Origin of the sequence: Pseudoxanthomonas sp. PXM02, assembly GCF_014851805.1 — a bacterium.
Classification (GTDB): Bacteria; Pseudomonadota; Gammaproteobacteria; order Xanthomonadales; family Xanthomonadaceae; genus Pseudoxanthomonas_A.
Map to the genome: position 1 here is coordinate 507,639 of NZ_JACVAK010000001.1, position 21,034 is coordinate 528,672.

Here is a 21,034-nt window from a genome sequence, read left to right on the forward strand (position 1 = left end):
CCGCGCGCCTCCATGTATTCGTTCGCCCGCCCCTTCCTCTTCGGCCTCGATGCCGAAACCGCCCATGGCATGGGCCTGAAGGCGCTCGACCTGGCCTACCGCACCGGCACGACGCCGTTGATGGCGCGCCCGATCACGCCGATGCCCACCAAGGTCATGGGCCTGACCTTCCCCAACCCCGTCGGCCTGGCCGCCGGCCTGGACAAGAACGGTGCACACATCGATGCGCTGTTCGCGCTGGGCTTCGGCTTCGTCGAGATCGGCACGGTCACGCCGAAGCCGCAGCCGGGCAACCCGAAGCCGCGCATGTTCCGCCTGCCGCAGCATCAGGCCGTCATCAACCGCCTCGGCTTCAACAACGAAGGCGTCGATGCGCTGATCCGCAACGTCGAGTCCGCTCGCCGGGACCGTGGCCTGCTCGGCATCAACATCGGCAAGAATAAGGACACCTCCAACGAGCGCGCCGCCGCCGACTACCTCTACTGTCTGGAACGCGTGTATCCGTTGGCGGACTACATCACCGTCAATATCTCCTCGCCCAACACCGCCGGCCTGCGCGAGCTGCAGGAAGAGCAGGCCCTGCGCCAGCTGATCGGCACGCTGCGCGAGGCACAGGAAGACCTGGCGGCCCAGCACGGCAAGCGCGTGCCGATGCTGGTGAAGATCGCACCCGACCTGTCCGACAGCGACATCGATGCGGTCGCGCGTGTACTCGGCGACATGCAGGTGGATGGCGTCATCGCCACCAACACCACGGTATCCCGCATCAGCGTGCAGGAGCATGCGCACGCACGCGAAACCGGCGGCCTGTCCGGGGCGCCACTGATGGGCCAGTCCACGCTGGTGCTGCGCCGGCTGCGTACGCGCCTGCCGGATTCGATCCCGCTGATCGGTGTGGGCGGCATCCTGTCGGGCGCCGATGCGGTGGCGAAGATGTCCGCTGGCGCCTCCCTGGTGCAGTGCTACACCGGCCTGGTCTACCGCGGCCCCGAACTGGTCCGCGAATGCGTGGAAGCCATCCGCCGCCGCCGCGAGGCCCGCAGCGGCGGTCCGGTAGCCCCGGAATGACAACGGGCTACCGCGTGACCGAGAACGCGTCGTTGCGCGAGCGGACCACGTTCGGCGTGCCCGCGCGGGCGCCGTGGCTGATCGAGGTTGATGACGTCGCCGCGCTGGACGACGTGCTGGCACTGCCAGTCGTGACCGGCAGCGAATCGCTGGTGATCGGCGGCGGCAGCAACCTGCTGTTCGCCGGCGACGCGCCGGGCGCGGTGATCGCGATGGCGACGCACGACCTGCGCGTGCTGTCCGACGACGGCCAGCAGGCCCTCGTCCGCGCCGATGCCGGTGTCGCCTGGCACCCGCTGGTGATGTGGACGCTGGAACAGGGCCTGTGCGGGCTGGAGAACCTGGCACTGATCCCGGGCACCGTGGGGGCATCGCCGATCCAGAACATCGGCGCGTACGGCACCGAAGTGGGCGAATTCATCCACGTCGTCGAGGCGCTGGACCGCCGCACCGGTGTGCGCGTGCGGCTTGATCGGGACGCCTGCGCGTTCGCGTACCGCGACAGCGTGTTCAAGCACGACGTCGACCGCTATCTGGTGACCGCGGTGGAGTTCGTGCTGCCGCGCACGCCCACGCTGCGGCTGGACTACGCCGGCATCCGCGAGGAACTGGGCGCCATGGGCATCGATGCGCCGACCGCGCGCGATGTCGGCGAAGCCGTCATCCGCATCCGCCAGCGCAAGCTCCCCGATCCGGCGGTAGTCGGCAATGCAGGCAGCTTCTTCAAGAATCCGATCGTCTCGCAGGCGCAGGCCGACGCGCTGCTGGTCGATTACCCCACCCTGCCGGTGTTCCGCGGCGATGCCGTGCACAACCGCAAGCTGTCGGCGGCCTGGATGATCGAGGCCTGCGGCTGGAAGGGACATCGCGACGGCGACGCCGGCGTGTCGGCCGCGCATGCGCTGGTGCTGGTCAACCACGGCGAGGCGACCGGTGCGCAGTTGCTGGCGCTGGCGCGGAAGATCGCCGCATCGGTTCACGCACGCTTCGGTGTCCACATCGAGCCGGAACCGAAGATCATCGGAGCGACCTGGTAGTCCTGCGATGACGTGCATCCGTGCCCAGCGTGCCGCCCCCTCCCCCGTTCACGGGGGAGGGCTGGGGTGGGGGCCGACCGGAGCCAATCGCCGCCCGCTTGCGAGACGAACTCGACCGCTACGCCTCGCCATGCCGACAAGGATCGGCGGTACGGTCGACCTCCGCGATGCTGTCCACCCCCATCCCAACCTTCCCCCGCAGGCGGGGGAAGGGGCTGATCCGGAACACTGATGCCCACCCTGCCCGCCCACTATCGCGCCGCCGTGCTGATGCTGGGCAGCACGGTGTTCTTCGCGCTGATGGTGGTGGCGATCCGATTGGCTTCCGCCACGCTGCATACCTTCGAGATCGCCTTCTTCCGCAACTTCTTCGGCCTGCTCGCCGCCGCGCCGCTGATCCTGCGCCACGGCCCTGGCTTCCTGAAGACCACCCAGTTCCCGCGCTACCTGTTCCGCTGCGTCATCGGCATCTGCTCGATGCTGGCCGGGTTCTGGGCCATCGGCCACCTGCCGCTCGCGCAGGCGGTCTCGCTGTCGTACTCCACCCCGCTGTTCGTCACCCTCGCCGCCGCGGCGATGCTCAACGAGCAGGTCCGCGCGCGCCGCTGGACGGCCGTGGTGCTGGGTTTCATCGGCGTGCTGATCATCGTGCGTCCGGGCACGTCGCAGTTCACCGTCGACGCGATGATCGCCGTGCTGGCGGCGGTGATGAGCGCCCTGGTCGCGATCCAGATCAAGCAGCTCTCGAACACCGAGCCTGCCGACCGCATCGTCATCTACACCACCCTGCTGTGGGTACCGATGTCGCTGCTGCCGGCACTGGCCGTGTGGGAATGGCCGCAAGGCATCACCTGGGTCTGGGTGATCGCCGCCGGCGTGCTCGGTACCGGCGGCCACATGCTGTGGACGCGCGCATTGAAGCTGGGCGAAGTGTCCGCGCTCACGCCGATCAGCTTCATGCAGCTGCCGGTCGTCGCGCTGTTCGGCTGGATGCTGTTCGACGAGACGCTGGATGCCTGGACGCTGGTCGGCGCCGGCATCATCTTCGGCGCGAACGCCTACATCGCGCACCGCGAAGCCGTGCTGTCGCGTCGCGCCGCATCGGAAGCACCGAGCGCCGGCGCCAAACCGGGCGAATGAAGCAGCCCCGCTGACTCAGCCGCGACGGGTCGGTTGCTTGCCGGGTCGCTTGCCTTCGCGGTAGAGCTCGACGAAGCGGGCGTCATCGTCGTCCAGTGTCTTGGGATCCGCCGTCAGCAGCGGCGCCACATACTGACGGTACAGCGGCTCGGCGTCCGCCTTGCGTCCCAGCTCGTTGTAGGTATCGATCAGGTTCCAGGCCGCGACCCGCGTTTCCATGTCGGTCTCGCCCAGCAGGCGTCGCCGCAGCTCGAACAGCCGCAGGTATTCCGGCAGCGCTTCGGGAGCACGGCCCAGCACGCGCAGCGCTTCGGCGCGGATGACCATCGTGATCTGTGCCTGCGGATGCTTCTCGCCCAGCGTCTTCAGTGCCAGCGGCTGCACGTCGCCGAGCAGGCGCAACGCGGCTTCCGCCTGGCCGGCGTTGAGCAGCGTGCCGGCATGGTTGACCAGGATCGACAGCGTGTCCGGATGAGTGGGACCGAGCACGCGGCTGCGCGCGGTGATGACCTGCTCTTCCAGCGGCAGGGCCGCCGCAAAGTCCTTGAGCCGGGCGTGCGCGGTCGCAAGATTCAGGCGCGTGCGGATCGTCTGCGGGTGCTCACGACCCAGCACGCGTTCGCGCGCGGCCAGCACGTCCTGCAGCAGCGGCAGTGCGGTCTTCACCGATGCCACGTCGCCGCCGTCGATCATCATCGTCGCCAGCGTGCTGCGTGCCTGCAGCGTAACCGGGTGTTCGCTGCCCAGCTTGCGCACGTAGCGATCGGTCAGGTCGCGCTGCAGGGTGATCGCGGCATCCTTCTCGCGGTTCATGATGCGCAGCACCGCCAGGTTGCCCATGGCCGACAGCGTCTCCTCGTTGTCGGGACCCAGCGTGGCGGTGCGCAGCGCGACCACCTTCTCCATGTTCGCGCGCGCCTCGGGCAATTCGCCGAGGTTGCGCTGCACGGCGGCCAGGTCGTTGGTCGCTTCCAGCGTCGCCGGATCCCGCTCGCCGGCCGTGGCCAGCAACCGCGCCTGCACGGCTTCGATCACACCCTTGGCGCGCGGCCGGTCGCCGCGCGCGGAAATCACCTGCGCCTGCGCCAGTTCCAGCTTCACCCGCACGCGGTCGTTGTCAGGCAACGCGAACGCACGCGGCAGCGCCTTCTGCAGCACCGCCTCCGCCTGGTCGATGTGCGCGCCCTCCAGCAGCGCCTGTACCTGGTCGTCGCGCGCGCGCAACGTTTCCTGTGCGCCTTCGCCATGGACGCGACTGCGGTAGTCGGCGACCTGTCCGAAGTGCGCAGCCGCCTTGTCGTACCGCCCGATCGCCGAGTACACATGGCCGACCGATTCGCGCAGGCTGGCGGCCACTTCCGGCTGGTCGGCGAAGTCGCGCGCGATGGCGTCCTCGGCATTCGCCAGCAGCTGCTGGTCGACCAGATCGCGCGCCAGATCGTTGGTGCTGGTCTTGGCCAGGGTGATGCCGAAGGCATCGGCGGCCGACGGATCCAGGCTGCTGACCTGGCGCACGAGGCCTTCCGACAAGCCGACGCCCATCGTCTCGATGTCGATGCCTTCCAGCATCGATTGCTGGAACGCGGCCACTTTCTCCAGTTCCGCGCTACGCGCCTCGGCCAGGCTGCGCTGCGTGCGCGCCTGCTGCAGGCCGTACAACGACAGGCCCAGCCCGCCCAGCAACGCCAGCAACGCAAAGCCCGCCGCGACGGCCGCCGCGCGATGGCGTCGCAGGAACTTGCGCCACACGTAACCGCGGCTTGCCGGCACGGCCGATACCACGCGGCCATCCAGGTAGCGCTGCAGGTCGTCGGCCAGCGCGGCGGCCGAGTCGTAGCGCGCGTCGCGGTCGTGCTGCATGGCCTTCAGCACGATCCAGTCCAGGTCGCTGCGCAGGCGCTCGCGCATCCGCCCCAGCGACAGGCCGCGTTCCTGCGCCATCTGCGCCGCCTGATCGGCGGGCAACGCCGCCAGCCTCGACGACGGCGCGACAGCGGTGGGCGTGTCGGCCGACCAGGTCTCGCCAGCCGCTTCGGGACGCACACCGGTGACCAGTTCGCACAGCACCACGCCCAGCGAATAGACATCGCTGCGCGTGTCCACCTGGCCCGCGCCGCCGTGCGCCTGTTCGGGGCTCATGTATTCGGGCGTGCCGGCGCGCTCCAGCGCAGCATCGCCCGCCAGCGATGCGGCCATGGCGATGCCGAAGTCGATGATCTTCGGCGCGGGGCGGCCGTCCAGCGTGTCCACCAGCAGGTTGCCCGGCTTGAGGTCGCGGTGCACCACACCCTTGTGGTGCGCGTGCTGCACGCCTTCGCAGACGCGGATGAAAAGCGCCACGCGCGCGTCGAGCGACAGGCGCTGGTCACGGCAGTACCGGGTGATCGGGCTGCCGTCGATCAGCTCCATCGCGAAGAACGGATAGCCCTCCCCGGTGGTGCCGGCGTCGTAGATCTGGGCGATCGCCGGGTGGCGCATCTGCGCCAGCACCTGCCGTTCCACCTCGAACCAGGCCAGGTGGCGCGCCTGCAGGCGCTGGACGCGCATCAGCTTCAGCGCCACCTCGCGGCGGACCGGCTCCAGCTGCGCGGCGCGGTAGACCTCGCCCATGCCGCCCCGGCCCAGCAGGCCCTCGATGCGGTAGTGCCCCAGCCGCGCGCCGGGCGCGAGCGTGCCGTCCGCCGCCGTGGGCGCATCCTGCAGGCGCGTGGCCAGGCTCTCGGTGGGTGCGAGGTCGTCGTAAGGTTGCGATGTCATGCCACTGTCCCCGGTGCGCCCGGCCATGGTAGCGGAAGCGTGAGTTGACCGATCGATCCGTTACACTCGGTCCCGCACCTGCCTGTCGCGCACGCATGTCCCGGGACTTCCTCAATCCACCGACCACGCAACGGACCATCCTGAGCGACGGCCCCCGGCCGGCCTCGCACCGGTCCGCGTGCGTGGTGGTGATCCATGGCGAAGGCCTGGGCCGGCGCGCCGACATCGACACCGCCCGCGTGCGCGTCGGCCGCTCGCAGGAAGCCGACCTGCACATCCCGCACAACAGCGTCTCGCGCCTGCACTGCGAGATCTGGCGCGAGGGCGACAGCTACCGGGTCCGCGACCTGGGCGCCACCAACACCACCCGCGTCAACGATGCGGTGGTCTCCGAAGTGGCGCTCGCCGATGGCGACCACATCACGCTGGGCGAAAGCATCCTCAAGTTCATCAGCCACAGCAGCGTGGAAGCGCGCTACCACGAGGAGATCTACCAGCTCGCCACCCACGATGCGCTGACGGAGATGTACAACCGCCGGCATTTCATCGAGACGGTGGAGAAGGAGATCGCGCGCGCGATGCGGCACCAGCGCGAACTGACCATGTGCATCATCGACGTGGACCTGTTCAAGCCGATCAACGACCGCTACGGCCACATCTCCGGCGACCACGTGCTGAAGCAGATCGCCGGACTGGTGCGCCGGCACGTGCGCAACGACGATGCTGCGGCGAGGATCGGTGGCGAGGAGTTCGCGGTGCTGTTGCCGGAATGCGGGCCGGACGCGGCCTACGGGTTTGCCGAGCGCCTGCGCGAAGCGGTGGCGGGCGTGGTGTTCCGCCCTGGTGGCGAGCCGCAGACGATCACCGTCAGCATCGGCATCGCCGCGTTGACGCCGGAACGCGACACCGTCAGCCGCATGATGGCGGCCGCCGACGCCGCGCTGTATCGCGCCAAGAGCGAAGGCCGCAACCGGGTCTGCATCGAACACTGACGGCCGCGCACGTCAGCGCGCCAGCGGATCCACGCCGAGTCCCCGTGCACGCCATGCATCGATGCCGCCGCGCAGCGGCAGCACGTCGCGGAAACCTGCCGCACGCAACCGGCCGGCCATCCAGGCGGCCGAGACTTCATCTGGACAGGCGCAGTAGATCACGATCTTCCCCTCGCGCGGATAGCCGGTGAGGATGCCATCGAGTTGGCGCTCGTCGGCGAACACGGCGCCCGGGATGACGTACGGATCCACATCGCGGAAGCCCGGCGCGCGGATGTCGAACAGCACCGGCGCCGTACCGGCCTGTATCAGGGCATCCAGTTCCGCCGGTTCGATGCGCGCCGCCTCGAGCGATTTCAGCAGCGTGCGGCGGCGCCACCAGCGCCAGGCCACGTATGCGGCCAGCGCAATGCCCACCAGCACGCCTGCGCCCGTACCGAGTTGCGACAGCGTGTCGATGACGGTTTCCACCTGCCGCGAGAACACCGCGCCCAGTCCCAGGCCCAGCGTCGCCCAGAGCGTCGCGCCCAGCCCGTCGTAGCGCAGGAACGGCGGCAGTCGCGACTGCATGGCGCCGGCCAGCGGCACCGAGACCATCGACAGGCCGGGAATGAACTTCGCCACCGACAGGATGCGGATGCCGAACCGGCCGTAGAAACGCTCGGTGCGCTTCATGCAGGTATCGCGCGACAGCGACAGGCGGCACAACGACTGCAGCGTGCGGTTGCCGTAACGGCGACCGGCGTAGAACCACACGCTGTCGCCGATCAGGCTGGCCGCGACGGACGCCGCCAGCACGCCCAGCAGCGGCAACCACATCGCTTCCGGCTGCAACGCCAGCCCGGCGCCGACCAGGATCAGCGTGGGCATCGCCGGCACCGGCAAACCCAGCGACAGCGCCAGCACGTTGGCGAACACCAGCAGCACGCCGTAGCGGTCGACCAGTTCCTGCATCCCGATCCCCAGGCCAGAAGCCGGCGCGACACGCGGCGGCGAGTGCGCATGGTCTGCCTGCGATGGCGGTGCGGCAAGCCACGGGCATGCAACGATCCGTTACCGGGCCACGATGGCGCACGCCGATACAAAAAAGCTGGTGCGTGCTGCGGCGCGGGATCGCTCCGTTTACCTGCCCTGCCCGGGGGCGCCCAAAGGGGGGCATCGCGGCCAATGTCGGGGGCGACGGCAGCCAAAGCCCAGGCCATCACGTGGACTTAATCCCACCGACGGATGGAGCCACCACCATTCGCCGCTGTACGGTCGCCGCCCCCACGGGTGCCGCACGCCAAGGCAGTCCATCCCGTTGAACGTCCGCTCTGACTCTCGCCGGAGGATCCGATCATGGTCGTACCCGTACGTCCCGCCCGCCTGCCCCTCGTCCTGGCCGCGGCCACGCTGACCCTCGCGGTCGCTGCCCCGCTGAAAGCCGAGGAAGGCGATTACAGCTTCTGGCAGACCCTGGTGAACCTGGTCTCGCCGCCCAAGGCCGACAACAAGGTCACGCCGGCGCAACGCACCGGCAACTACCCGCTGCTGTCGAACCCGTCCGGCTTCAACGACGGCTTCCAGCCCGGCCGCTACGACGCCTGGCAGACGATCCAGCTGGCACCGTCCACCGGCGCGGTCTGCGGCGACGGCTCGCCGTTCAAGTTCTTCGTCAACCGCGTGGCCGATACGCGTAACACCATCATCTACATGGAAGGCGGCGGCGCGTGCTGGGACTACGCCAGTTGCAGCGGCCAGAGCGGCATCCGCGGCGCGCGCAATCCGAACGGCATCCCCGACGACTACATGGGCCTGCTGAATCCCGGCGCCAGCCTGGTCAGCCCGTTCGTCACCCGCGTAAGCCCCTTCGACGGGGTCAAGACGCAGGGCTGGAACATGGTCTACGTGCCCTACTGCACCGGCGACATCTACAGCGGCGACAAGGTGGCCGTGTACAACGATCCGAGCAGGCAGAACGCGCCGCTGGTGTGGCACCACAACGGCGCGCGCAACGTGCGCGCGGTCGTCAGCTGGCTGAAGGACAACCTGCCGCGTCCCACGCAGATGCTGTCCACCGGCTGCAGCGCCGGTGGCGCCGGCAGCCTGACCAGCTACCACCCGCTGCGCCGCGACCTGGCGCCGACGCGCAGCTTCCTGATCGACGACTCCGGCCCGATCTTCCCCACTCCGAAGAACGGCAATCCGGTCGACTATCCCTCGCAGCCGCTGATGGCGCTGATCCGCAGCGCCTGGGGTCTGGACCAGCCCAATGGCCCATTGCCCTACCTGGCCAGTGGCCTGCCGCAGTTCGACCTCAACGAACTCGGCAGCCTGTACCCGGCGCTGTCCAGCAAGTACGCCGGCGACCGCCTCGGCCACACGCATTTCTGGAAGGACCTCAACTATTCCTCGTACTCGTATGAGCGCTTCTATCCCGACATCGCCAATGCGCCCGACCAGGCCACCAAGGAAGCCCGCATCCATGCGCGCTGGGACACCGACACGGCACGCCTGCGCGATCGCCTGAACGGACTGAACAATTTTGGCGGCTACTTCCCGCAGTACCGCGCGCTCAACGAGAGCCACTGCACTACCATCGTCGACTTCAAGAACGCCGACGTGCAGGCGCAGAACCTGGAGCTGAAGCACTTCATCGACAGCGTGCTCGACGGCCAGGGCAAGGTGCTCGACGCCAGCGAGCAGGACGACAAGGCCGACAAGGCCAAGCCGTTCAACCTGCTGTACTGGCTGGTCGACCAGCTGATGGGCTGAGGCCATCGTCAGGGGCCGCCGCGGGATGGCCGCCCCTCTCGCAGGAGAACGCATGAAAGCCATGTTCGTCGCCCTTGTCGTGCTGGCCGGTCTGGCGGTCGCGGTCATGTACCTGTGGCCCGCGAAATGGATCGCGCCGCCCTCCGCGCCCGCCGCCAGCGCTATGCCAGCACCGTCATCAGCAGCGCGGGACGCACTGCAGGCCACGCCGCAGGCACAGGTGCATCGCGACCGCCAGCGCTTCGAAGCCGACGCGAAGGACTTCTTTGCCCGCGCCCCGTCGCTGCGTGCGGTGGAGCGCAGCGAGCGCGCCGATGCACTGACCCGCCAGATCGACCGCTATGAAGCCGAGGGCGGCCTGTCGGCCGGCGAGGCGGTGCTGCTGCGCACGGCGCTGGTGCAAGCCACCATCGAAGATCCGGCGCGGCAGGCGGAGGAAGTGGCGGCGATCGCCGACCGCTACCGCACGCATGCCGACCAGCGCATGGCGGCCTTTGCCGCGCAGCAGGCGAACGACCCGCACTTCCAGTCCTACAAGGCGCGCGAAGCGCAGGTGGTGGCGGAAGTGATGGCGATGACGTCGATACCGGCCGGGCTCACCCGCGACCAGTACCTGCGGCAGCGGTTGCAGGAGGAGCGGGAGCGCGCCTACGCGCCTTAAAACAGATGCAGGCAGAAACAGGTGTGGGAGCGACGTAAGTCGCGATGAGGCGTTACAGGTGGTCTATCGCGACTTACGTCGCTCCCACAACAAAGAAACCTAGCTGCCCACCCGCCACGGCCTTCCTCGCACGCGATACAGCACCAGGTAGACGCCCGACACCCAGGCGAGGCCGGCCGCGAAGCCGCCGAGGATGTCCGAGGGGTAATGCACGCCCAGGTAGATGCGCGATACGCCGACGAGCAGTGCGAAGCTGCCGGCGAGCGCGACCGCCAGCCAGCGCCAGCGCGTATGCCAACACAGCAGCACGACCACCATCGCCAGCGTGGCCGAGCCCATCGCATGGCCACTGGGGAAGCTGAAGGTGTGCTCCGGCGCGATGGATTCCCACAACGAGGGACGATCGCGCTGGAAGAACTGCTTGGTCGCCATGTTGAGCAGCGCCGAGCCGGCGAACGACACGCCGGCGAAGGTCGCCTCCCGCCAGCGCCTGGCGATCAGCAGGCCCATCGTCAGCGCGATATCGACCGGCACCACGCCCCACTGGTAGCCGATCGCGGAGATGAAGATGAAGAAGCGGTCCAGCGCCGGCCCGGCCATCGCATGCGCGCGCCACAGCAGCGGGTCGTCGAAATAGAAGACTTCCAGTTCGTGGACTTCATCGGCCAGTTCGACGAAGACCCACAGCGGCGCCAGCAGGCAAAGGAACAGCAGGATCAGGCGGCCGCCATGCTCGCGCAGCAGGCTGGCGATCAAGCGACTGCCTTGTGCCAGCCTCTCAGCCGGCGACACGCGCGTACTTGCTCTCGACGTAGTCGTCGATCAGTGCGACGAACTCGTGCGCGATATTCTCGCCGCGCAGGGTGACCTTCTTCTCGCCATCGACGAACACCGGCGCCGCCGGTGCCTCGCCCGTGCCCGGCAACGAGATGCCGATGTTGGCATGGCGCGATTCGCCGGGGCCGTTGACCACGCAGCCCATCACCGCCAGCGTCATGGTCTCCGCACCCGGATGGGTGACTTTCCACTCGGGCATCTTGCCGCGCACATGCTCCTGCACGACCTTGGCCAGTTCCTGGAAGAATTCCGAGGTGGTGCGGCCACAGCCCGGGCACGCGGTGACCATCGGTGTGAAGGCGCGCAGGCCGGTGGTCTGAAGGAGTTCCTGCGCGACAATCACTTCCTGCGTGCGCGACTGGCCGGGTTCCGGCGTCAGCGAAATGCGGATGGTGTCGCCGATGCCTTCCTGCAGCAGCACCGACAACGCGGCGGCGGACGCGACGATGCCCTTGCTGCCGATGCCGGCCTCGGTCAGGCCCAGGTGCAGCGCAAAGTCGGTGCGGCTGGCCATGTCGCGGTAGACCGCGATCAGTTCCTGCACGCCGCTGACCTTGGCCGACAGCACGATGCGATCGCGCGGCAGGCCGAGCTCGACCGCGCGCTCACCCGAATCCACTGCCGATCGGATCAGCGCTTCGCGCAGCACGCGGCCTGCATCCCACGGCACGTCGCGCGTGTGGTTCTCGTCCATCAATTGCGCGGCCAGCGCCTGGTCCAGCGAGCCCCAGTTGGCGCCGATGCGCACCGGCTTGCCGTAGCGGATCGCGAACTCGATCAGCTGGGCGAACTGGGTGTCCTTCTTCTTGCCGAAGCCGACGTTGCCGGGGTTGATGCGGTACTTGGCCAGCGCCTCGGCGCAGGCCGGTTCGCCTGCCAGCAGCTGGTGGCCGTTGTAGTGGAAGTCGCCGATCAGCGGCACCGAGATGCCCATCATCTCCAGCTTCTCGCGGATACGCGGGATGGCAGCAGCGGACTCGGGGTTGTTGACCGTCAGCCGGACCATTTCCGAGCCGGCGCGCCAGAGTTCGGCCACCTGCTTCACGCTGCTGGCGACGTCGGCGGTGTCGGTATTGGTCATCGACTGCACCACCACCGGACGGCCACCGCCAACGGTGGCATTGCCGATCTGGACGGCCTGGGTGATGCGGCGCGGCCAGGGCGCGGCGTCGGTGGGGGGCGTGGGGCGGGTGACGGCGTCGTGCATGGCGGCATTGTAGCGTGGGCGCCTTGCCGCCCTGCGACATCACGCCGCAGGCGCCTGCCCGCGGGCTTGCACTAGCATGTGAACATGCCGAATACCCTGTTGACCCTGTCGCCGTCGTTCCTGCGCACGCTGTGCAACCTGCGCTGGGTCGCGATCGTGGGCCAGGCGGTGACGGTGCTGGTAGCGCTGGGTCCCCTCGGTATCGACCTGCCCCGCTGGCCCCTGTGGGCCGGCATCGGTGCGCTGGCGCTGTTCAATGTCTACGCGACCTGGCGCAGCCACCGCCCCGGTGAAGAAACAGCCGCCGAGGCCTTCGCCCACATGCTGGTGGACGTGGCCGTGCTGTCCTGGCTGGTGGCGTGGAGCGGCGGCATCGGCAATCCGTTCAGTTCCATGTTCCTGCTGCTGATCGCGGTGTCGTCGCTGGCGCTGCCGCTGCGCTGGGTGATCGCCACGGGTGTGGCCTGCCTGCTCGGCTACGTGCTGACCGCGGTGTTCGGGCGCCCGCTGCCGCACCTGCATGGCAACAACTTCAACGTGCACCTGTGGGGCATGGGCGTGAATTTCGTCCTGTCGGCCGCGGTGGTGCTGTACTTCTCCACCCGCCTGGTCGCCGCGCTGCGCCTGCGCGAACAGGAACTGGCACGCCTGCGCGAACGCTTCGCCCGCAACGAGGGCATCGTGGCGCTGGCCACGCATGCGGCCGCCGTCGCGCATGAACTGAACACCCCGCTCGCCACCATGACCCTGCTGACCGAGGACATCCGCGAGCACGCCTCGGAACCCGAGATCCGCGAGGACGCCGGCACGATGCGCCAGCTGATCGACGTGTGCCGCGACCGCGTGCGCGCCCTCGCCGCCTCCGCCGACATGGGCGTGCACCAGCGCGTGGACCTGGACGACGTGGTGCAGCGCTGGCAGCTGATCCGTCCGACGGTGGAGCTGCAGCGCACCGGCGCGCTGCCGCCCTGGCTGGCGACCGATGCCTCCACCGGCCACCTGCTGCAGGCGCTGCTCAACAATGCCGCCGATGCCAGCCGCCAGGCCGGCTCGCAGCGCGTGGACCTGGACCTGCGCTGCGAAGGCGACGAACTGGTCGGCACGGTGCGCGATTACGGCAACGGTTTCCACGAAGCGCTGCCGTTCCAGTCCGAACAACTCTTCCGCACCAGCAAGCCGGAGGGCATGGGCGTGGGCCTGGCCCTGTCACACGCCACCATCGAGCGGCTGGGCGGGCGCATGACCATGCGCGCCGTGCCGCCGCAGGGCGTGCAGGTGCAGTTCCGCCTGCCGGTGGCGGGCAACGACGAAACTCCCTGATGAGAGGCAACCGATGAAAGGCCTGCTGGTCGACGACGACGAACTCTACGCGCGCACGCTGCAGCGCAGCCTGGCGCGCAAGGGCATCGAGACCGAGATCGCGCTGGACGCCACCAGCGCGCTGGTGCGTGCACGCGAGTACCAGCCGGATTTCGCGCTGGTCGACCTGAAACTGGGCGCCGATTCCGGCCTGACGCTGATCGAGCCGCTGCGGGCGTTGCGTGCCGACATGCAGATCCTGCTGGTCACCGGCTACGCCAGCGTCGCCACCGCGGTGGAATCGATCAAGCGCGGCGCCGACGATTACCTGCCGAAGCCGGCGACGGTGCCGACCATCCTGCGCGCGCTCGGACTGGAGGCGCCCGCCTCACCCGACGACACCAGCGCTACCGACGACACCATGACGCCGCTGAGCCGGCTGGAGTGGGAACACATCCAGCAGGCGCTGGCCGAGACCGAAGGCAATATCTCCGCCGCCGCCAGGTTGCTGGGCATGCACCGGCGCTCGTTGCAGCGCAAGCTGGCCAAGCGCCCCGGTCCGGAGCGTCGCTGGATCGACGAATAGCGGTCAGCGCGAGGCGTCGCGTTCCGGATCGATCGCCAGCCCCGCACCCATCCCGAGGCCTGCACCGGCCCCCATGCCGGCGCCCATACCGCCTGCACCACCTCCGCCGCCACCACGTTCGCCATCGCCGCGGCCTTCCCCCTTGCCGCCCTCGCCCTTGCCTTTGTTCGGCGCCGGCCGCGCGGGGCCCTGACGCGGAATCGTCAGGCCGGCGGGGATCGGCTCTAGGTCCAGCACGCTGCGGATGAAATCGCGCAGCGACACCACCAGATCGTGGGTATGGATGGGACGGCCTGCGGCCAGATCGGCGGCTGCCTGCGCCGCCAGCCGCACCTGTTCGTCGGTGCCCAGCAGGATGATGTCCGACAGCGCCGCCTCGACCGCATCGCGGATGCGTCGCGCACGGTCGCTGCCGTCCTCGGCAGTGTCGATGCCGCTCTCCCGGGCCCGCTGGCGCAGCTCGCGCAGATGGGTGGGATCGACTTCCAGATCACCGGTGAACGAACCGCCCAGCGTCTTGTAGGCGGCGATCAGCGTACGCAGGCGCTCGTTGATCTGCCGGTTCTCGCGTGCCCGTCGCTCCTGCACCGTCTGCATCACCACCAGGCGGATGCCGACGCCGATCAGCGTGATCAGCGCCAGCCCCGCCAGCGTGGTCAACAGGCCCTGCCACGAACTGAAGTCGAGACCGCGCATGGCGGGAGTCCTCCGGATGTCCGGTCGCTACCTTACCGAAATCCGTGTCGCCGCCGTGCGCGGCCGGCATCAGAAGGTCCTGCGCAGCACCAGCTCCCAGCTGCGCGGATCGCCCAGGTAGACCATCGTGCTGCCCAGCGCGTAGACGGCATGGGTCTGGTCACCCAGATTGCGGCCGCGCAGCGTCAACGTCGTGGCGTCGTTCCAGCGAAGGTCGACATGCGCGCCCCACGTCGCGTAACCCGCCGTGGACAGCGTATTCGCGGCATTGGCGTAGCGCGACGATACGCCACGCAGATCGACACCGGCCGACCAGCGCGGCGTGAACGTGTAGTCCACCCAGAGATTGCCCACGCTCGACGGCGTATTGGTCGGACGATTGCCCGCCCGTGACACGGAGACGCCGCCGACGTTTTCATAGAAGTCGTCCAGCGTCGCATCGACCCAGGCCAGGTTGCCTTCCACGTGCAGCGCATCCAGCGGACGCCAGCCGAACGTCGCTTCGACACCGCGCGACGATTGCTGGCCTACGGGCAGCGTCTGGCCGGGATTGTCGGGATCGGTGATCGCGAGGTCACGACGCACGATGCGGTAGGCGGCCAGCGTGGCGAAGCTGCGTCCGTCGCGCGACTGGAACTTCGCACCGATCTCGCCCTGGCGACCGGTGGTCAGGTCGAAGTCGCGCAGCGTGGCGAAGTTGGCGGTGCTGAGGATGCCGGCGGGCGGATCGGCTGCGGTGCTGTACTGCACGTAGGCGCTGGCGTGCGGCGTGATGGCCCAGTTGAGTGCGACGCGCCCGGTGGTCGGCGTGTAGTCGCGCTCGAAGCGCGCAGGATTCGTTGGCGATGCCGCGCGATGATTGACCACGTCCAGCACGATGCGATCGCGGCGCAGGCCGGTCAGCAGTGACAGCGACGGTGTCAGTTCGGTCAGGTTCTCCACGAAAAGTGCCTGTGCATGCAACCGGTTTGTGCGGTCCGGCGTGTGAACGAGGGCCGCACCGGGCACATCGAGGAAGTGCCCTGGCGTGACGGCATCCAGCGGTACGGTGTCGACGGTCGCCGACAGCGAGAGCGGGAACCGTGTCTGCCGGTTATAGCTGACATCGAGGCCGGTGTTCCATTGCGATGCGAGACCGAACAGCGTGCCCGTGTGGGCCCATTCGATCCGGTTGCCGTACACCTGCTGGTCGTGTCGCTGCAGTAGCGTGCCGGAGCGGACGACGCCGGTATTGTCGGCCGTCAATCGGTAGCTTTCGACATTGCGGTAGTCGCGCAACGCGTCGTAGTGGTAGATCGTATTGCGCACGGTGTCGCGCTCACCCGGCGTCCATTCCAGCAGCGAGCGCGCCCAGCGCACATCCTGGCCGTAATAGCCGTCAGCGACGTTGTAGTTCCGGCCGATGGTTTCCGGCAGCACGGACAGGCGTCCCGTTGCCGGCTGCCGTACGGGCGTGCCCCAGTAAGGACGGCGGCTGTCTTCCTGCTGCAGTTCCACCGCGAAGGTGTGGCGCAGCGACGGCGCCAGTTGTACCAGCCAGGACGCGGCCAGCGTGGCGGCTTCGCGCTGCTGTCCGTCAACCCAGCTCTCGCCATCCCGCGCACTCGCGTCGACGCGGATAGCCTGCCGTGCCTCATGACCGCCGATACGCAGGTTGGTGCCCATCGCCAGCGTACCGTCGCGGAACGACCCCCACGACGCCTGCAGCGCCGCCTCGTCGCGATCCAGCCGCGCAAGCCGCGTCACGTAGTTGATCGTGCCACCGACGGCACCGGCGCCGTACAGGAAGCTCGACGGGCCGCCGATGGCTTCGACCCGTTCGTATTGCCAGGCATCCACCGGCCGGGCGGCGATGCTGGCGTACTGCACGTCGATGCCGTTGAACAACTGGGTGATCTGGCTGCCGGAAAATCCGCGGTAAGTCACCGCATTGCCGTTGCCCGGCGGTGACGCGGCGGTCAACCCCGGGATGCCGGCCAGCGCTTCCTGTGTGGTGCGCACGCCGCGCGCGTCGAGGGTGGCGCGGTCGACGACGGTGACGGAAGCGGGCGTCTCCAACACGCTCAACGCGAGACGCGTGCCGGTGCCGGCGGATTGATCCAGTCCGGCGCGGTGACCTTTGACTTCGACGGTGTCGAGCTGGGTAGCGCGGGAACCGTCGGGCAGCACGACGGATTCGGCGGCAAGAGCCGGAACGGGGAACGAGAGGGTCGCGGCAACCGCCACGGACAGGCGCGACGCACGCAGCGTCGTCCGGAACATCAGGGACATGGAAACTCCAAAGCACAAGGACGCGGCGCGCAGGCCGCACGATCAATCAAGGGTCTTGTGGTTCAGAGCAGGAGCGGCGGTCCTTGTCCGCCGAGGCCACGCAGACGCAGGCGCCTTGCGAGTGGAAGCGGGACGACGCGCGCGACGACGCCACCGGCAACGCGCGGGAACAGCAAGGCGATGCTGAGCAGCAGCAACGGCAGTGCCGCCGCGAGCACGCAGTAGGCGCAATCCGCCCCCATCGGCATGCCCGCGGGTGCGGGCGACTCCTTTCCCACGGGCGACTCCGCACGGGTATCGACCCACTTGATGCCGTCGGTCGTACACAGCTCGGTCCAGCCGGCCATCACCTGCGCGCCGGCGCTGGCCACCCAGCGCGTGACCGACGGGGCGAACGCCATCAGCAGCGCGGCCAGCAAGGCGAGCTGCAGCATCGGACGCAGGAAGGTGGACGAGCGGATCACGCGGTGATTCTAAGCGGTGGACCCACGATGATCAGGCGCGACGGAGTGTCGCACCCGGGCCCATCACGGGAACTCGACGCGCGCACCCAGGATGCGCGGCGCCTCGCCCTCCACATCGACCCAAGCCAGCCACGCGGCATCGCCCTGCCACTGCATCCGTGGAATGCCGCTCGCACGCCCACGCGCGGACAGCATTGCAACCTCGACACGCTGCGCCTGTTTCCACGCGGCGTCGTAGCGGCCGAGTACCAGCGTCTGGCGTTCGTCCGGCGCCTGTTCCAGCCAGCTGGCCAGCAGATGATCGCCCGCCAACGCCAGGCCCAGGCGACCGAGCACCTGCGTGCCCCTCGCCAGCGTCACCGGCGCACCGAACGTATCGCCTGCATCATCGGAGCGCGCAGCACGCAGCTCCGGCTCGCCATCTGCCTCGGTGTACCAGGCGACCCAGACGCGGCGACCGCTGGCCACCACCACCGGACCGTTGACCGGACATCCGGCGATCTGCCAGCCGTCCGCATGCACGTCGCGTGGCGCGGTCCACCGCTCGCCATCGAAGCGGACGATGCGCGTATCGCGGATCTCGCCGTGACCGCGCCCCCGATAGACGACGACCACGCCACGATCCGTGACCGCGGACGACGTGGTGCAGCAGTCGCAGGTGGACACATCCAGCGGCCACTCGCCCGCCTGCGTCGCCTGCGGGTCGTACACCGCGGCGCGCAGCATCATCGCAGCGCCGCCTGTGTGGTCGTGCCCACCTTCGTCGTGGCCCGTATGCCCGGCGGCGGCTTTCTGCCGGCTGTCGAGCCAGGCGATGCCGAGTCGATCGCGCGACTGCGGCCAGAACGTCACGAAGCCATGGTCACCCGGCGTGCCGGCGGGATGCACCAGCTGCGGGGACGTCCACGTCGCGCCGCCGTCACCGGAACGCACCAGGTCGATGCCGTAGTCCATCCGCGAAGGCCCCGTGCTGCGCAGCCAGTGCGCCCACAGCGAACCATCTTCCAGCGCATACACATGCGGCGTGTCCGCCCAGTTGCGGAAGAAATCCTTGCCTTCGGCGATGGTGACGGGCGGCGACCAGGCGGGCGTCGCGGCGCTGGCCTTCCACTGGCTCAGCCGGAACCGCAACGCTTCTTCGCCGGCAGGCTCCAGCCAGCTCAACAGCAGCGTTCCTTCCGGCGTCGCGACGAGATCCGGTTGCGCTGCCCCCGCCGGTGCCGGCAGCGTCCACGTCTCGACGACCGGGGACGCGGTCGCAGGTGTCGTTCCCCCCGCGTCCTTGTTCGAGGGCGTGCAGGCGACCATCGAGGCCATGGCGAGCAGCGCCAGCATGCTTCGGCATGTCGTCGCGCGGGAAACAGAGGCCACTGGCATCGCGGGATATCCGTTCGCGGGGAGCCGACATTCCATCACGGAATCCACCCGGCCGACTGCGACCGGCTGACGCAGGTGTCTTCGCGGCGCGAATCAGCCCCAGCGTTTATCCTTGCACCATGACGGACACCGCGCGCGACATCCTCACGCCTACCCAGCTGAACACGCTGGCCCGCGACCTGCTGGAAGGTGCTTTCCCGCTGGTCTGGGTGGAAGGCGAGCTGGGCAACGTCACCCGTCCGGCCTCGGGGCATCTGTACTTCACGCTCAAGGACGCGCGCGCACAGGTGCGCTGCGCCATGTTCAAGCCCAAGAGCCAGTGGCTGAAGTTCGCCCCGCGCGAAGGCCTGCGTGTGCTCGCACGCGGCCGGCTGACCCTGTACGAGGCGCGTGGCGATTACCAGTTGGTGATCGACAGCCTGGAGGAAGCCGGTGAAGGCGCGTTACGGCGTGCGTTCGAGGAGCTGCGCGCCAGGCTCGCCGCAGAAGGCCTGTTCGACGAAACCCGCAAGCGTCCCCTGCCCGCCCACGTGCAGCGGCTTGCCGTGCTGACCTCCCCGACCGGTGCCGCCGTGCGCGACGTGCTGAGCGTGTTGCAGCGGCGCTTCCCGCTACTCGAAGTCGACGTACTGCCCGTGCAGGTGCAGGGCGAAACAGCCGCCGCGCAGATCGTGGACATGCTGCAGCGCGCAGCGCGCAGTGGCCGTTACGACGTGCTGCTGGTCGCCCGCGGTGGCGGCTCGCTGGAAGATCTCTGGGCCTTCAACGACGAGCGTTTGGCGCGCGCTATCGCGGCATCGCCGATTCCCGTGGTGTCGGCTATCGGCCACGAGACCGACTTCACCCTCGCCGACTTCGCTGCCGACCTGCGCGCGCCCACGCCCTCCGTTGCGGCCGAACTGCTGGTGCCGGATCGCCGCGACCTGCTGGCCCGCGTGCAGGGCTTGCAGCGTCGGCTGGCCACCACCCAGGCGCATCGGTTGCGCAATGCCATGCAGCGCGCCGACCGCGCTGCGCTGCGACTCAACGCGCTGCGACCGCAGGCACGCCTCGAGATGCTGCGACGCCGCCAGGAAGACGCGGCACGCCGGCTGCACGCCCTGTGGCGTGACCAGCAGGCGCGGCGTGCAGCCGCGCTTCGCCATGCCGATGCCATCCTGCGTGCGCACGCGCCGCAGCGTCGCCTCGAACAACTGCGCGCCCGCCTGCTGGCGCTCGCGCCACGCCCTCAAGCCGCCGTCGCCCGCACCCTGCAACGCGACGCCCTGCGCCTGCGCGCTCTCGCCCGTTCACTGGAAGCCGTCAGCCCCCTCGCCACCGTCGCCCGCGGCTACGCCCTGGTGACTAAGGAAGACGGCACGCTGGTGCGCTCGGTGGCGCAGGTGCAGCCAGGCGAACGTGTCGATGCCCAGATCGGCGATGGCCGACTGAAACTGCGGGCGGAATAGCGACGCGACAGCGAGCGACTTACCTCAGCACCCGAACGACAATTGCCTTATTCCGGAGCACGACATGATCACCCGCGAACAACTGGTCGAGATGTTCGACAACATGGCCAAGGAGACGCCCTGGGACCTGCGCAAGCCGCTAGTGTGGGGCTACTTCTTCACCCATAGCACGCGACCACCGCTGGAAACGGTCGTGCCGCTGCTGCAGGACCAGGGCTACCGGGTGATCGCGCTGTACCTGGAAGAGAAGGACAGCCGCAAGGATCCGGACTTGTGGTGGCTGCATGTCGAGAAAACCGAAGTGCATACGCCGGACAGCCTGCACGAGCGCAACCAGGCGCTGTACCGCTTCGCCGACGAGCATGGCCTGGATGCCTATGACGGCATGGATGTCGGCGCCATCGACTGAGCCCGCCCCCGGTCCCGCATCCGGGATCTGA

At 68.8% G+C, this 21,034-nt stretch carries 18 protein-coding genes; 10 read left to right on the forward strand and 8 right to left on the reverse strand.

Annotation, left to right across the window (positions count from 1 at the left end):
* Window positions 1-12 precede the first annotated feature (12 nt).
* From IB225_RS02295 to IB225_RS02305, 3 genes are all read left to right on the forward strand, one after another.
* Window positions 13-1,068, forward strand: coding sequence for a quinone-dependent dihydroorotate dehydrogenase (locus IB225_RS02295; protein ID WP_192309378.1), 1,056 nt, complete (start codon window positions 13-15; stop codon window positions 1,066-1,068).
* Complete coding sequence (gene murB, locus IB225_RS02300) at window positions 1,065-2,105, forward strand: UDP-N-acetylmuramate dehydrogenase (RefSeq protein WP_192309386.1); 1,041 nt, start codon at window positions 1,065-1,067, stop codon at window positions 2,103-2,105. The genes IB225_RS02295 and murB overlap by 4 nt, the downstream gene beginning before the upstream one ends.
* Window positions 2,106-2,336: 231 nt before the next feature.
* Window positions 2,337-3,245 (forward strand): DMT family transporter, encoded by a 909-nt coding sequence (locus IB225_RS02305; RefSeq protein ID WP_192309388.1) that lies wholly within the window; start codon window positions 2,337-2,339, stop codon window positions 3,243-3,245.
* Between the two features lie 15 nt (window positions 3,246-3,260).
* Here IB225_RS02305 and IB225_RS02310 read toward each other — a convergent pair whose 3' ends face one another.
* A complete protein-coding gene (locus tag IB225_RS02310) occupies window positions 3,261-6,002 on the reverse strand; it encodes a serine/threonine-protein kinase (protein ID WP_192309390.1) in 2,742 nt (913 codons plus the stop codon).
* A gap of 95 nt (window positions 6,003-6,097) precedes the next feature.
* Here IB225_RS02310 and IB225_RS02315 point away from each other — a divergent pair, with 95 nt between their 5' ends.
* Window positions 6,098-6,994: a GGDEF domain-containing protein gene (locus IB225_RS02315; protein WP_192309392.1), complete on the forward strand. Its 897-nt coding sequence runs from the start codon at window positions 6,098-6,100 to the stop codon at window positions 6,992-6,994.
* A 12-nt stretch (window positions 6,995-7,006) separates the two neighbouring features.
* On the opposite strand, the gene IB225_RS02320 is transcribed toward IB225_RS02315, so the two are convergent.
* Complete coding sequence (locus tag IB225_RS02320; RefSeq protein ID WP_192309394.1) at window positions 7,007-7,948, reverse strand: DedA family protein/thiosulfate sulfurtransferase GlpE; 942 nt, start codon at window positions 7,946-7,948, stop codon at window positions 7,007-7,009.
* A 384-nt stretch (window positions 7,949-8,332) separates the two neighbouring features.
* Between IB225_RS02320 and IB225_RS02325 the strand changes: the two genes are divergently transcribed.
* Entirely contained in the window at window positions 8,333-9,748 is a 1,416-nt protein-coding gene (locus tag IB225_RS02325) for a pectin acetylesterase-family hydrolase (RefSeq protein WP_192309396.1), read from the forward strand.
* 52 nt (window positions 9,749-9,800) lie between these two features.
* Window positions 9,801-10,409, forward strand: coding sequence for a hypothetical protein (locus tag IB225_RS02330; RefSeq protein WP_192309398.1), 609 nt, complete (start codon window positions 9,801-9,803; stop codon window positions 10,407-10,409).
* Window positions 10,410-10,508: 99 nt separating this feature from the next.
* Here IB225_RS02330 and IB225_RS02335 read toward each other — a convergent pair whose 3' ends face one another.
* Together IB225_RS02335 and ispG are read right to left on the reverse strand one after the other, a co-directional pair.
* Complete coding sequence (locus tag IB225_RS02335; RefSeq protein ID WP_225583202.1) at window positions 10,509-11,165, reverse strand: phosphatase PAP2 family protein; 657 nt, start codon at window positions 11,163-11,165, stop codon at window positions 10,509-10,511.
* Between the two features lie 22 nt (window positions 11,166-11,187).
* On the reverse strand, window positions 11,188-12,453 hold the full coding sequence (gene ispG, locus IB225_RS02340) for a flavodoxin-dependent (E)-4-hydroxy-3-methylbut-2-enyl-diphosphate synthase (protein WP_192309400.1): 1,266 nt from the start codon (window positions 12,451-12,453) through the stop codon (window positions 11,188-11,190).
* Window positions 12,454-12,537: 84 nt separating this feature from the next.
* Between ispG and IB225_RS02345 the strand changes: the two genes are divergently transcribed.
* On the forward strand, window positions 12,538-13,773 hold the full coding sequence (locus IB225_RS02345; protein ID WP_192309402.1) for an ATP-binding protein: 1,236 nt from the start codon (window positions 12,538-12,540) through the stop codon (window positions 13,771-13,773).
* 13 nt (window positions 13,774-13,786) lie between these two features.
* Window positions 13,787-14,338 carry a response regulator transcription factor gene (locus IB225_RS02350; RefSeq protein WP_192309404.1) on the forward strand — a complete coding sequence of 184 codons (552 nt, stop codon included), beginning with the start codon at window positions 13,787-13,789 and terminating at the stop codon, window positions 14,336-14,338.
* Between the two features lie 3 nt (window positions 14,339-14,341).
* On the opposite strand, the gene IB225_RS02355 is transcribed toward IB225_RS02350, so the two are convergent.
* From IB225_RS02355 to IB225_RS02370, 4 genes are all read right to left on the reverse strand, one after another.
* The gene (locus tag IB225_RS02355; RefSeq protein WP_192309406.1) at window positions 14,342-15,034 is read right to left on the reverse strand and encodes a hypothetical protein; all 693 of its coding nucleotides are present in this window, start codon (window positions 15,032-15,034) and stop codon (window positions 14,342-14,344) included.
* A gap of 69 nt (window positions 15,035-15,103) precedes the next feature.
* Window positions 15,104-17,305, reverse strand: a complete 2,202-nt coding sequence (locus IB225_RS02360) for a TonB-dependent receptor (RefSeq protein ID WP_225583203.1) — start codon at window positions 17,303-17,305, stop codon at window positions 15,104-15,106.
* A 62-nt stretch (window positions 17,306-17,367) separates the two neighbouring features.
* On the reverse strand, window positions 17,368-17,769 hold the full coding sequence (locus IB225_RS02365) for a DUF2946 family protein (RefSeq protein WP_192309408.1): 402 nt from the start codon (window positions 17,767-17,769) through the stop codon (window positions 17,368-17,370).
* A 63-nt stretch (window positions 17,770-17,832) separates the two neighbouring features.
* Window positions 17,833-19,104, reverse strand: coding sequence for a hypothetical protein (locus tag IB225_RS02370; protein WP_192309410.1), 1,272 nt, complete (start codon window positions 19,102-19,104; stop codon window positions 17,833-17,835).
* Between the two features lie 161 nt (window positions 19,105-19,265).
* On the opposite strand from IB225_RS02370, the gene xseA reads away from it, so the two are divergent.
* The gene (gene xseA, locus IB225_RS02375; protein ID WP_192309412.1) at window positions 19,266-20,594 is read left to right on the forward strand and encodes an exodeoxyribonuclease VII large subunit; all 1,329 of its coding nucleotides are present in this window, start codon (window positions 19,266-19,268) and stop codon (window positions 20,592-20,594) included.
* A gap of 64 nt (window positions 20,595-20,658) precedes the next feature.
* Window positions 20,659-21,003, forward strand: a complete 345-nt coding sequence (locus tag IB225_RS02380) for a ribonuclease E inhibitor RraB (protein ID WP_192309414.1) — start codon at window positions 20,659-20,661, stop codon at window positions 21,001-21,003.
* The last annotated feature ends 31 nt before the right edge of the window (window positions 21,004-21,034 follow it).